The sequence below is a fragment of the Polaribacter porphyrae genome (assembly GCF_002954685.1).
Lineage (GTDB): Bacteria > Bacteroidota > Bacteroidia > Flavobacteriales > Flavobacteriaceae > Polaribacter > Polaribacter porphyrae.
In genome coordinates this window covers 2,349,191-2,361,835 of record NZ_MSCN01000001.1, presented here as the reverse complement: position 1 = coordinate 2,361,835, position 12,645 = coordinate 2,349,191, and the positions used below count along the sequence as shown (strand labels likewise).

Annotated in this window: 10 protein-coding genes; 8 read left to right on the top strand and 2 right to left on the bottom strand. The window is 30.1% G+C overall.

The window, feature by feature from the left end:
* Positions 1 to 22: 22 nt before the first annotated feature.
* Positions 23 to 1,438 carry a hypothetical protein gene (locus BTO18_RS10610; protein ID WP_105016193.1) on the bottom strand — a complete coding sequence of 472 codons (1,416 nt, stop codon included), beginning with the start codon at positions 1,436 to 1,438 and terminating at the stop codon, positions 23 to 25.
* A gap of 293 nt (positions 1,439 to 1,731) precedes the next feature.
* Here BTO18_RS10610 and BTO18_RS10605 point away from each other — a divergent pair, with 293 nt between their 5' ends.
* On the top strand, positions 1,732 to 2,619 hold the full coding sequence (locus BTO18_RS10605; RefSeq protein ID WP_105016192.1) for an AraC family transcriptional regulator: 888 nt from the start codon (positions 1,732 to 1,734) through the stop codon (positions 2,617 to 2,619).
* A gap of 181 nt (positions 2,620 to 2,800) precedes the next feature.
* Here the strand turns inward: BTO18_RS10605 and alaS are convergent, their stop codons facing one another.
* On the bottom strand, positions 2,801 to 5,419 hold the full coding sequence (alaS, locus tag BTO18_RS10600; RefSeq protein ID WP_105016191.1) for an alanine--tRNA ligase: 2,619 nt from the start codon (positions 5,417 to 5,419) through the stop codon (positions 2,801 to 2,803).
* Between the two features lie 159 nt (positions 5,420 to 5,578).
* Between alaS and BTO18_RS10595 the strand changes: the two genes are divergently transcribed.
* The 7 genes from BTO18_RS10595 to BTO18_RS10565 all read left to right on the top strand — a co-directional run bounded on the left by BTO18_RS10595 (position 5,579) and on the right by BTO18_RS10565 (position 12,529).
* Positions 5,579 to 6,541 (top strand): M23 family metallopeptidase, encoded by a 963-nt coding sequence (locus tag BTO18_RS10595; protein ID WP_105016190.1) that lies wholly within the window; start codon positions 5,579 to 5,581, stop codon positions 6,539 to 6,541.
* Between the two features lie 59 nt (positions 6,542 to 6,600).
* On the top strand, positions 6,601 to 6,930 hold the full coding sequence (locus BTO18_RS10590) for a MerR family transcriptional regulator (protein WP_105016189.1): 330 nt from the start codon (positions 6,601 to 6,603) through the stop codon (positions 6,928 to 6,930).
* Positions 6,931 to 7,059: 129 nt separating this feature from the next.
* On the top strand, positions 7,060 to 8,874 hold the full coding sequence (locus BTO18_RS10585) for an acyl-CoA dehydrogenase family protein (protein ID WP_105016188.1): 1,815 nt from the start codon (positions 7,060 to 7,062) through the stop codon (positions 8,872 to 8,874).
* Positions 8,874 to 9,650 carry an SDR family NAD(P)-dependent oxidoreductase gene (locus BTO18_RS10580; protein WP_105016187.1) on the top strand — a complete coding sequence of 259 codons (777 nt, stop codon included), beginning with the start codon at positions 8,874 to 8,876 and terminating at the stop codon, positions 9,648 to 9,650. The genes BTO18_RS10585 and BTO18_RS10580 overlap by 1 nt, the downstream gene beginning before the upstream one ends.
* 15 nt (positions 9,651 to 9,665) lie before the next feature.
* Positions 9,666 to 10,244 carry a hypothetical protein gene (locus tag BTO18_RS10575; RefSeq protein WP_105016186.1) on the top strand — a complete coding sequence of 193 codons (579 nt, stop codon included), beginning with the start codon at positions 9,666 to 9,668 and terminating at the stop codon, positions 10,242 to 10,244.
* Between the two features lie 9 nt (positions 10,245 to 10,253).
* Entirely contained in the window at positions 10,254 to 11,471 is a 1,218-nt protein-coding gene (locus BTO18_RS10570; RefSeq protein WP_105016185.1) for an acyl-CoA dehydrogenase family protein, read from the top strand.
* Positions 11,471 to 12,529: a phosphotransferase family protein gene (locus BTO18_RS10565; RefSeq protein ID WP_105016184.1), complete on the top strand. Its 1,059-nt coding sequence runs from the start codon at positions 11,471 to 11,473 to the stop codon at positions 12,527 to 12,529. The genes BTO18_RS10570 and BTO18_RS10565 overlap by 1 nt, the downstream gene beginning before the upstream one ends.
* Positions 12,530 to 12,645 lie beyond the last annotated feature (116 nt).

The window sequence follows — 12,645 nt, the reverse complement described above, 5'->3', positions numbered from 1 at the left end:
TTTGTTTGGGTTTTTAAGTTTATTACCTAATCGTTACTGATATTCTGTTTAAGTGAGTATCAAACTTAAATGTGTAATCTTTATCTAAAGCGCTGTCTGGAAAAATAAAGTTAGTGCCTCCATTAGGAACAGTAGCTGTTGGTTCTACACCATCATCTAACCTCCAGAAAGGAGACCAGCCTGCAGGGTTTGCGTTTAAGATAAATCCATTACTTCCGTTATTGCTTGGTTCTTCTTTTAAAGTAACATCTATAGTCCATAAGTAATCATTATTTGCATTTTTTGTAAAAGGCTTTCCAGAAGCAAAATTCCAACAGGTATTACCACCTGTATTATTATTTGTACAAGTAGATATGGTATCATCTATGTAAACTCCAGTACCTATAATGTAAACTTGACCAAATGCAGTATCAGTAGGTGTATATTTTGTTAATGTATAACTACTATCTCTCAAGTCCATTTTTATTTCATAATAGCCAACTTCAGGTAGTATTATAGGATTAACTGAAACGTCAGAACCTAAAGCTAAAGTACCAGAATTATTTGCATCACCTCCAAATGAAAAAGGACTAAATGAGGTTTTTTGTGCTAAAAATCTTACTTCTGAATTTGGCGCTTCTGAATAATATTTTCCAGTAAAAACAAAACCATCTTCTGTAGTTGCTGTACTTGCAGTTGTTGTGAATGGAATACCAAATAAATCTGAACTTAACTCTGCATCATCAGTAACATCTGTTATGTACATTTGGTCAAATGATAAACTATTTAACACATTAATAGAAACTGTTTTTGAGGCAACATTACCTGTAACATCAGTTGCAGTTATTTTAAAACTGTAACTTTTAGGATTTGCAACATCTAATTCTTTCTTGTAGCTGAAAGAAGTTCCAGAGATTGAAATATCTTCGTTTAATAATTCACTTTCTATTTTAAAATTCTGAAGTTCTTTATCAGTAAGCGTTATGTCTAAAATAATTTCGTTAGTAGTACCAATTAATACTGAAGATCCGTCAATAGGAGAAGCGATATTAATGATAGGAGCAGCAATATCTTTATCTAAAGTTATTACTATATTTTCTGTAAACATTTTATCACCAGCATTAGTTACTGTAAGTGGTATTGTATGTATGCTGTTTTCTGTTGCATCACTTGGCACTTTAAAATTGTAAGAAATCTCGTAAGACGTTGGTAAAGAATCTTTAATAATTGTTTTATCTAAAAACCAAGGTTCGTATTTGAAATTTACAGATTTAATCCCTGCAGGATCAGAAACAACTGCTTTAAATGTGAAAGTTTGTCCTGGTAAAGAGGATATATTTTTCTCAACAGTTTGAAACTCTGGTGTAGAATTCACTGAAATAGAATCATCATCACTGCAAGCAATAACTAAAGCAAAGATGGTAATGAAAAGTAAAATTTTAGTTTTTATATTCTTCATTTTTATGGTGTTTTTTTGTAAATAATATAATTTTATGTGGAAGTTTTTTACAAATTTATAATATATAAGACCTAAAAAAATAGACGTTATAATCTAAAAAATGGATAAAAACACTTTTTTATATAAATTCTAATTTTGTTTTTCTAATTATTATTATATAGATTTGCTTATCATCTATTCACTTTTTTGATTTAAAAAATATAAAAACGAACATTTATATATGGATTTTAACATTTGTATTATTTTTAGTTTATGACCTATTTCTTAAAAATTAAATCTCTAATCTAAAATTTATGGATTTTACAACTTTGAAGGAAGGCTTTATTGGGCAGAAAATGATTTCTTTACCTAAATCTTTAATAAAGAGATCAAAAAAAAATAAAATAATTAAACAATTTTATACTACTGATTTAGGATATTACCCAAAAGCTAATCATCATTATATAAGAAGGAATAAAGGAACCAGTGAATACATCTTTATTTACTGTACTAAAGGGAAAGGAGAGATTTATTCTGATGGTACAAAAAATTTAATTTCTCCGAATCAATTTTTTATTATTCCAAAAAATGTAAAACACGAATATAGGGCTGACGAATCTGATCCATGGAGTATTTATTGGTTTCATTTTAAAGGGGATATTGCTGAAAAACTTTATAATCGTTACAAATTAACAAATACAGAAAATTATAAAAATGTTCCTTTTTCAATTGAGAAAATAAATCAATTTGAGAAGATTTTTAATCTTTTTAGCTTGAATAATCTAGAAAACCATATTGAGTACTCTAATCTGTTGAGCTTAAGTTTTATAAGCTCTTTTATTTATTACGATTTTAAATCTGATATTAATTTAGTAAATAAGGAAAGTATTATTGACGACATTAAAAACTATTTGCTTCAAAATTTAGGAAAAAGTTTAAATTTAAATGAAATAGCTGATAAATTCAATTATTCAAAATCTTATTTACATACCAAATTCAAAAAGAATACTGGTTATTCCATAATGGTATTTTTTAATTTAAAGAAAACACAAAAAGCTTGTGAATACTTAAATTACACAGATTTAAGTATTAAAGAGATAAGTTTTAAAGTAGGTTTTGAAGATCCGCTTTATTTTTCTAGGATTTTCAAAAATTTTATGGGTGAATCACCCAGATATTATAGAAAAAAATATAGAAAGTGATGCTTTATTTTGGTTTTATAAATGCCATTAAATTGATTTAGGAATCTATACTTTTTAATTACAGGATAAAATTTCATTTATGAATAAAGGTAATATTGTGCCTCGTAACATTTTAAAGTGTAATCAAAGTATGTAAACTTACTATATAATCAATCTTTAAATATTTTATTGTGTAAATAATTTACACTAAATATTCTTTAGCTTTAGCTAAAACTTTAGGAATTCCTCCTGGATTTCTACCACCAGCAGTTGCAAAGAAAGGCTGGCCTCCTCCACCTCCATGAATGAGTTTTCCTAATTCTCTAACAACAGTACCTGCATTATAACCACGTTCATTTGCCAATTCTTTAGAGATATAACAAGTTAACATTGCTTTCTCTTTTGACGGAGCAGAAGCAAATAATAAAAATAAATTTTGATGTTCCTTACCTAAACCAAAAGCCAAATTCTTGATGCCATTTGCATCTAAATCTACTTTTGTAGCTAAAAATTGAACACCATTAATTTCTTGCAGCTGATTCTTGATTTCTCCTGATAAATTTTGTGCTTTTTCTTTTAAAAGTTGTTCAACTTGTTTTTGCAATGCTGCATTATCCTCTTGCAATTTTTGAACTGCTTTTACTGGGTTTTTAGTGTTGTTTAATAAATCTTTTATTTCGAATAATGTTCTATTGTTATCAAAATAAAAATCTTTAACAGCATCATTGGTAATTGCTTCAATTCTTCTGATTCCTGCTGCAACTGCACCTTCAGATTTTATTTTAAAATGCCAAATGTCACCTGTGTTTTTTACGTGAGTCCCTCCACACAATTCTATAGATTTTCCAAACTTAATAGCTCTTACAGTATCACCATATTTTTCGCCGAACAAAGCCATTGCTCCTTCATCTATAGCTTGTTGCATAGGAATGTTTCTCTTTTCTTCTAAAGGAATTTTTCCAGAAATACGAGCGTTTACATAATTTTCTACATCACGCAATTCATCAACAGTTAATTTTGAAAAATGAGAAAAATCGAAACGTAAATATTTAGAATGTACAGCAGAACCTTTCTGTGCTACATGTGTTCCTAAAACTTCTCTTAAAGCTTGATGTAATAAATGCGTAGCTGTATGATTACATTCAGTTCTGTAACGTTGTTTTTCATCAACCACAGCTGTAAAAGTGCTTTCTAAATGATTAGGTAGGTTTTTTGTAAAGTGAATAATTACGTTGTTTTCTTTTTTAGTATCAACAATGTAAACAACATCACCATTGGCATCTTTTAGATATCCTTTATCTCCAACTTGTCCTCCTCCTTCAGGATAGAAAGGCGTTAAATTGAAGATTAATTGATACATTTCACCATCTTTTTTAGAGGTTACTTTTCTATATTTTGTAATTTTTACATTGGCTTCTAAAGTATCGTAACCAATAAATTCTTCAACATCATCTTCAAGTAAAACCGTCCAATCTTCTGTGCTCATTTCACTAGCGGCTCTTGATCTATTTTTTTGTTTTTGTAATTCAGTTTCAAAACCTTTTTCATCCAGAGTATAGCCTTTTTCTGATAAGATTAATGCAGTTAAATCAATAGGAAACCCAAAAGTATCATACAATTCAAACACTTTATCTCCAGAAATTTCTTTTGTTTTTGCTGATGCAATAATACCATCTAAAAGAACCAATCCTTGGTCTAAAGTTCTTAAAAAAGACGTTTCTTCTTCTTTAATTACGTTTTCAATGAGTTGTTTTTGTGCTTTTAATTCTGGGAAAGCTGTTCCCATTTTATCACTTAAAACAGCAACTAATCTATAAATAAAGGGCTCTTTTTTATCTAAAAAAGTAAAACCATATCTTACAGCTCGTCTTAAAATTCTTCTAATTACATAACCTGCACCTGTATTACTTGGTAATTGTCCATCAGCAATAGAAAAAGCGACAGCTCTTACGTGATCAGAAATGACACGAGTAGCAATATCTTGCTTTTCATCTTTGCCATATTTTGTATTGGTAATGGTTTCAATTTCTCTAATTATTGGCGTAAAAACATCAGTATCATAATTAGATTGAACTCCTTGTAAAACCATGCACAAACGCTCAAAACCCATTCCTGTATCAATGTGTTTATTAGGCAATTCTTCCAAAGAACCATTAGCTTTTCTATTGTATTGCATAAAAACCAAATTCCAAATTTCCACAACTTGAGGATGGTCTTCATTCACCAAAGTTTTTCCATCAACTTTTGCCTTTTCTGCTGCTGAACGAATATCTACGTGAATTTCAGAACAAGGTCCACAAGGTCCTTGCTCGCCCATTTCCCAGAAATTATCTTTTTTATTTCCTTTTAAAATTCGGTCTTCTGCTATATATTGTTTCCAAATATCATAAGCTTCAGTATCCATTTTTAAGTTGTCAGCATCACTAGAGCCTTCAAAAACAGTTACATATAAAATATCTTTATCAACCTTGTAAACTTCGGTTAACAATTCCCAAGCCCAAGCTATTGCTTCTTTCTTAAAATAATCGCCAAAAGACCAGTTTCCCAACATCTCAAATAATGTATGATGATAAGTATCATAACCTACTTCTTCCAAATCATTATGTTTACCAGAAACGCGCAAACATTTTTGAGAATCCGTAATTCTATTTCTTTTTGGAGTACCATTTCCTAAAAAATATTCTTTAAAGGGTGCCATTCCAGAATTTACAAATAGTAAAGTTGGATCATCTTTAGTTACCATAGGTGAAGAAGGTACAACTAGGTGTTTTTTATCTTGAAAAAAGTTTAAAAAAGTAGAGCGAATATCTTGAGATTTCATAAGAAAAGCAGTTTCAAAAAGGGCTAAATTTTGTTAATATATCATTAAAATAAACTACTAAAATAGCAGTTGTAAAACATTTTGTAAATTTGTGAGTTGTATTAAAAACTTAAAACGAAAAAACAACTTAACTGCAACAAAAATAGTACATTTAAAATCATGGCAAAAGTAAAATATTATTATGATGAGGATACGCTTTCTTACAGGAAAATTTCTGTAAAGAAAGGTGATTACTATCGTAAGATTTTATTCAGTTTTTTAGGTGTTATTTTAACAGCCTTTGTTGGTTTTATAGGTTTTAGTCAAATTATTAAATCACCAACAGAAAGAGCTCAAGAAAGAGAACTTAAAAATTTAAAGTTTCATTACGAGTTGTTGGGTAAAAGAATGGATGAGACTTCAGAAATATTAAATCAACTACAAGAAAGAGATAATAATATCTATCGAAGCTATTTTGAAGCGAATCCAATACCAGAAGAACAAAGAAAAGCAGGTTTTGGTGGTGTAAATCGATATAAAAATTTAGAAGGCTTTGATAATTCTGATTTAATTACTAATCTAACAAAAGAGGTAGATATTCTATCAAAACAAATGGTGGTACAATCTAAATCTTTAGATGAAATAGTTGCATTGGCTAAAGAAAAGAAAGATATGTTAGCTTCAATTCCTGCAATTTTACCAGTAAAAAAGGGGGATTTTTATGTAGCTTCTGGGTTTAAAATGAGAATGCATCCTATCCTAAAAATTAACAAATTCCATAAAGGAATGGATTTTACGGCTCCAAAAGGAACACCTGTTTATGCATCTGGAAATGGTAAAATTCACAGAGCACAAAGAAGTAGCACGTTTGGAAATGTAATTTATATAGATCACAATTACGGTTATAAAACCATTTATGCGCATTTAAGTAAAATGGTGGTTAAGAGAGGCGAATCTGTAAAAAGAGGAGATTTAATCGGTTATGTAGGTAATACAGGGCTTTCTGTAGCTTCGCATTTGCATTATGAAGTACATAAGAATGACAGGGCTGTAAATCCTATTAACTTTTATTATGGAGATTTATCTTTGGATGAATTTGCAAACCTTCAAAGAGCTTCTGAAGAAAGTCAATCTTATGATTAATAAATTTGTAAAAATATTTAATCGTCAAAGCGAATTCGCAATTACACAATTACATAAAGATGCATATAGATTTACCTGAAAAACGTTATTATAAGATTGGCGAAGTTGCCAAAGCTTTTAATGTGAATACATCTCACATTCGTTTTTGGGAAAAAGAATTTGCGATTATAAAGCCTAAAAAAAATGCAAAAGGGAATCGACTTTTTACACAAGAAGATATCAAAAATTTTAAATTGATATACAACCTCGTAAAAGAAAGAGGTTTTACTTTAGAGGGTGCCAAACAAAAGTTGAAGAAAAACCCACAAGGCATTTTTAATAATCAAGAAATTATTACAAGGCTAGAATCTGTTAAGGCAGAACTACTCAAAATAAAAAACTCACTTTAGTATTTTTATTCTTTTCTGTATAGTGAGACTGCAAAATACTATGCATGCATAATAATTTTCCTTATATTTGGAAAGCAATTTTTTATACAGAATTGTCATCAAACTAAAATTCACTTAAAATACCAATACATGTCAAAAAAGTATGTAGACCTAGAAACGTTAAAATATATACTTTATGATATCCATAAATTAGAAGATTTATTAACCAGAGAAAGATTTCAAGATCATGATATGGAATCTTTAAATCTATTTATAGATTCAGTTAAAGAGTTTTCTGACAGAGAATTATATCCATATTTTCAAGAAATGGATGCTACTCCTGCATATCATAAAGATGGTACAGTAATAGTACACGAACAAGTGTATAAAGTAATGTTGCAATCAGGAGAATTAGGTATAATTGCTGCAGCTTTTGATTATGAAGATGGAGGCTTACAAATTCCTTTTTCTGCTTTACAAGCAGCAGTGTATATTATGGATGCTGCAAATAATCATTTACCTGGTTATCCAAGTTTAACCCAAGGTGCAGCTGAGTTGATTACAGAATTTGGTTCTCAAGTTTTAAAAGATACTTATGTGTCAAAAATGTTATCTGGAGTTTGGGGAGGTACAATGTGTTTAACTGAACCTCAAGCAGGTAGTTCACTTTCTGATATTGTTACTAGAGCAACACCTACAGCAAATGATTTTTATAAAATAACTGGACAAAAAATATTTATTTCTGGTGGTGATAATCAGTTTTCTGAAAACATTATTCATTTAGTATTGGCAAGAATAGAAGGTGCACCAAAAGGAACCAAAGGTATTTCCTTATTTGTTGTGCCAAAAAACCGCCCAAAAGAAGATGGTTCTTTAGAGTATAATGATGTAATGACAGTTGCCGATTTTCAAAAAATGGGTCAACGTGGTTATTGTACAACGCATTTAGGTTTTGGAGATAAAGACGATTGTAGAGGTTGGCTTGTAGGTGAGGAACATAAAGGTTTAGCTCAAATGTTTTTAATGATGAATGGTGCAAGAATTGCTGTAGGTAGAGGTGCAGCTGCAATTGCAATGGCTGCTTACAGAACTTCTTTGCAGTATGCGAATGAAAGACCTCAAGGAAGAAAGTTATCTGCAGATGGTAAGAAAAATCCATCAGAAAAACAGAGTTTAATTATTGAGCATCCAGATGTTAGAAGAATGTTACTTTTGCAAAAAGCAATAGTAGAAGGCTCATTAAGTTTGGTAATGTTAGCTTCGAAATATCAAGATATTGTTGCTACTGCAACCTCAAAAGAAGAAAAAGAAAAATATCATTTATTATTAGAAATGATTATCCCTATTGTAAAAACTTATCCTTCAGAAGCTGGAGCAGAGTCTGTAGATAATGGTCTACAAGTATTAGGAGGATATGGTTTCTGTACAGATTTTACACTCCAACAATATTATAGAGATATACGTATCTCTGCTTTGTATGAAGGTACAACAGGTATTCAATCTCAAGATTTGTTAGGTAGAAAAGTTACCATGCATAATGGAAAAGGGTTAGAGTTATTAGCTACAGAAATTATGCAAACCATTATGGTTGCATCTAAAGATGATGAGTTGAAAGGCTATGCTGCTATTTTAGGTGATAAATTAAAACTATCACAGAAAGTAATTGGTAAATTAATGCCATTTGCTATGAAAGGAAACTACGAACGTTATTTATCTGATGCCAATTTATTTATGGAATATATGAGTATTGTAGTTTTAGGTTGGTTATGGTTAGAAATGGCTGTAGATGCTAAAAAAGAAGTGGGTAATGCTGATAGAAAATACTCTGAAACTTTTTACGAAAGTAAAATCCATACTATGAAATTCTATTTTAAATATGAAGTACCAAAAACAAATTCATTAGCAGAATCTTTAATGAGTGATGAAGTAGTTACCATTAAAAACGACAAAGAATACATTATATAATGACACATATTTCAGATCAATTTAGTTTAGAAAATAAAGTAGCAATTGTAACAGGTTCAAGCAAAGGAATTGGTAAAGCTATCGCAAAAGGATTAGCGCAAAAAGGAGCACAAGTTATTATTTCTAGTAGAAATCAAGAAGCTTGTGATGAGATTGCAAAAGAATTTACAGATGAAGGTTTAAAAGCAGTTGGAATTTCTTGTCATATAGGTGCAGCAAACCAACGTAAAAATTTGGTTGATAAAACTATTGAAGCTTTTGGTAGAATTGATATACTTGTAAATAATGCAGCTATTAATCCTGTTTTTGGTCCAATAGAAGATGTAGATCCTGCGATTTTTGATAAAATTATAGATGTAAATGTAAAAGCTCCATGGTCATTGTCAAACTTGGTATTACCACATTTTCAAGTCAACAAAAAAGGAAGTATTATTAACATAGCATCTGTTGAAGCATTAACTCCAGGTTTTGGATTAGGATTATATAGCACAAGTAAAGCTGCTATTTTAATGTTGACAAAAAACCAAGCAAAAGAGTGGGGTAGATATGGTGTAAAAGCCAATGCAATTTGTCCAGGTTTAATTAAAACGAAGTTTAGTGCAGCACTTTGGACAAACGAAAAAATGCTTAATAAATTAGAAAAATCGATTCCAAGTGGAAGAATGGGGATGCCAGAAGAAATGGTAGGTTTGGCTTGTTTATTAGCTTCTGATGCAGGAAATTACATGACTGGTGGCGTTTATACTGCTGATGGAGGCTATATGATTGCAGGTTAGAGTTAAAGGTTAAATATGACAGAAAGTACTTTTTTTAATATTGAATTTTTTAAAACATTAATTTCGGTTTTAATTGGTGGTGTTATCTCTTTAAGTTCAGTATTGATTGTAGAATTTATAAAAAATAAAAGACAAAAGAAAGAGGATAAAAAGAAGTTATATGTTGATTTAATATCTACAATTAATCAAATGAGAAGAATTGAAATTTATTCTCTTCAAACAAGCTTAACATTCAATTTTCATAGAAGAAATTTTGAAATAAATGAAAATGATATATCAAAGCAACAAGCTGAATATAATTTAAATTTAAGTAATGAATATAATGATAAATTGACTGAAAAGGCTCAAAAATTAGATTCTCTTTGTTTAGAATATCAAATTTTTTATGAAAAAGATAATAAATTTAATGAAGTTGTAAATGATTTAAATAATTGGCCAAGACCTAATTCACCAAATTTTTCTAATATCAATACTGTATTAGAATTAAATAGTAAATTTAGTAAAGATTTTAAATCCCTGACAAAATTCACAAGTGATTTTTGGACTTCTAGTGCTGAAAAAATAAATAATCAAATCAAGAAAAATTTGATCTAATATTATACTATGAATTTCGAATACTCAAATAAATCAATTCAACTTCAGCAAAAGTTAACCACTTTTATAGAAGAGTATATCAATCCTATAGAAGAAGAATTTATTACTTTTCAAAGTGATAAAAACAACATGTGGAAACGATTTTCAAAAACAGAAACACTTAAACAAAAAGCCAAAGAAGCTGGTTTATGGAATTTGTTTTTACCTAAAGATTATGGAGAATTAAGTCCTGGTTTAACCAATTTAGAGTATGCTCCTTTAGCAGAAATTATGGGTAAAAAAATCTGGATTTCAGAAATATTCAATTGTTCTGCTCCAGACACAGGGAATATGGAAGTTTTGGCAAAATATGGGAATGATGCTCAAAAAGAAAAATGGCTTGCACCTTTACTAAATGGAGAAATCCGTTCTGCTTTTTTAATGACAGAGCCTCAAGTTGCTTCTTCAGATGCTACAAATATCGAAACTTCAATTGTTTTAGATGGGGATGATTATGTGATTAATGGAAGAAAATGGTGGTCATCAGGAGCAATGGATCCACATTGTAAAGTGGCAATTGTTATGGGTAAAACAGATGAAAATGCACACAGACATCAACAGCAAAGTATGGTTTTGGTGCCCATGAATACTCCTGGATTAAAAATTATAAGACCATTATCTGTTTTAGGTTTTTTTGATTCTCCAGAAGGACATGCAGAAATTGTGCTAGAGAATGTGAGAGTTCCAAAAGAAAACCTAATTTTAGGTGAAGGTAGAGGTTTCGAAATAGCACAAGGTCGTTTAGGACCAGGAAGAATTCATCATTGTATGCGATTAGTTGGAATGGCTCAGTATGCTTTAGAAATGATGTCGAAAAGAACTTTAGAAAGAGAAACTTTTGGGAAAAAGTTTTACGATTATAGTAGCATTCGTCACGAAATTGCAAAATCTCAATGTGAAATTGAACAAGCAAGATTGTTAACACTTTCTGCTGCAGATAAAATGGATAAAGTAGGGAATAAAGAAGCTAAAGATTTAATAGCAATGATTAAAATTGTAGCTCCTAATATGGCTTTAAATGTAATTGATAGAGCAATGCAAATTCTAGGTGGAAAAGGTGTTGGCCCAGATACGTATTTACCTCATTATTTCGCAATTGCAAGAATGTTACGTTTAGCAGATGGCCCAGATGAAGTACATATGTATCAATTAGGAAAAAGTTGTATTAAAAAATACGGGAGTAAATAATGAGCAATCAAAAAGTAAGAAAAGGAGAAGAATTACCTGAAATTCCTTTAAAGAAATACTTGAAACAAATAGAGTTGATAAGTTCTATTGAAAGTGAATTGTTTGTTGAACAATTTACACATGGATATTCAAACTTAACCTATTTATTAAAAATCGAAAACAAAGAATTCGTTTTAAGAAAACCGCCAAAAGGAGCTATCAAAAGAGGACATGACATGAGTCGTGAGTTCAAAGTGCAAAGTGGTATTGCTAAAGCATTTTCTAAAGTGCCAAAAATGTTTGGTTTTTCTAATGATGAAAACATTCTAGGAAGTGATTTCTATATCATGGAAAAAGTGGAAGGGATTATTCTAAATTATAAAGAAGCGAAATCAAGAAATATAGCTTCTAATAATTATGAAACTATCGCCAATTCATGGTTAAATACGTTGGTAGAATTGCACAATGTGGATTATAATGCTATTGGTTTGGGTGATTTAGGAAAACCTGTTGGATATGTAGAAAGGCAAGTTACAAATTGGGGAAAGCAATATCTAAAAGCGAAAACAGACGAATATCCAGAAGCTGAAATGGTAATGCAATGGATGCAAGAAAATCAACCAAAAAAATACGACCATTGTTTAATTCATAACGATTTTAAATATGATAATGTAGTTTTTAAAGATGATTCTTGGCAAGAAGTCAGTGCAGTTCTAGATTGGGAAATGGCAACTTTAGGAGACCCATTAATGGATTTAGGAACTTCTTTAGGATATTGGACAGTAGCCACAGATCATGACTTTGTAAAACAAGGAATACCTTCTCCAACCATTTTTGAAGGCAATCCAATTAGAAGTGAAATTGCTAAAAAGTATGCTGAAAAATCAGGAAGAAATTTAGATAATCTAGTTTTCTATTATGCATTTGGATTGTTTAAAATAGCTGTAATTGCACAACAAATCTATTTTAGATACGATAAAGGATGGACTACAGATCCACGTTTTGCAAACTTAAACAAGGCTGCAGAATTGTGTTGCAAACTGGCTTTAAAGGCAATTAAAACAAAATCAATAGATTAATATCCTGCAAGGTTCTAAAAACCTTGTAGGTATTTAGCAATAGATAAATTTTAGAGAATATAAAAAATAATTAGAAATTATACCTACAAGGTCTTTGTGACCTTGCAGGAAAAATA

Bases quoted from the DNA above. Each gene is read 5' to 3' on its own strand.
- BTO18_RS10590 (WP_105016189.1), top strand. From the start codon at position 6,601: ATGCATATAGATTTACCTGAAAAACGTTATTATAAGATTGGCGAAGTT.
- alaS (WP_105016191.1), bottom strand. From the start codon at position 5,419: ATGAAATCTCAAGATATTCGCTCTACTTTTTTAAACTTTTTTCAAGAT.
- BTO18_RS10605 (WP_105016192.1), top strand. From the start codon at position 1,732: ATGGATTTTACAACTTTGAAGGAAGGCTTTATTGGGCAGAAAATGATT.
- BTO18_RS10580 (WP_105016187.1), top strand. From the start codon at position 8,874: ATGACACATATTTCAGATCAATTTAGTTTAGAAAATAAAGTAGCAATT.
- BTO18_RS10575 (WP_105016186.1), top strand. From the start codon at position 9,666: ATGACAGAAAGTACTTTTTTTAATATTGAATTTTTTAAAACATTAATT.
- BTO18_RS10585 (WP_105016188.1), top strand. From the start codon at position 7,060: ATGTCAAAAAAGTATGTAGACCTAGAAACGTTAAAATATATACTTTAT.
- BTO18_RS10610 (WP_105016193.1), bottom strand. From the start codon at position 1,438: ATGAAGAATATAAAAACTAAAATTTTACTTTTCATTACCATCTTTGCT.
- BTO18_RS10565 (WP_105016184.1), top strand. From the start codon at position 11,471: ATGAGCAATCAAAAAGTAAGAAAAGGAGAAGAATTACCTGAAATTCCT.
- BTO18_RS10595 (WP_105016190.1), top strand. From the start codon at position 5,579: ATGGCAAAAGTAAAATATTATTATGATGAGGATACGCTTTCTTACAGG.
- BTO18_RS10570 (WP_105016185.1), top strand. From the start codon at position 10,254: ATGAATTTCGAATACTCAAATAAATCAATTCAACTTCAGCAAAAGTTA.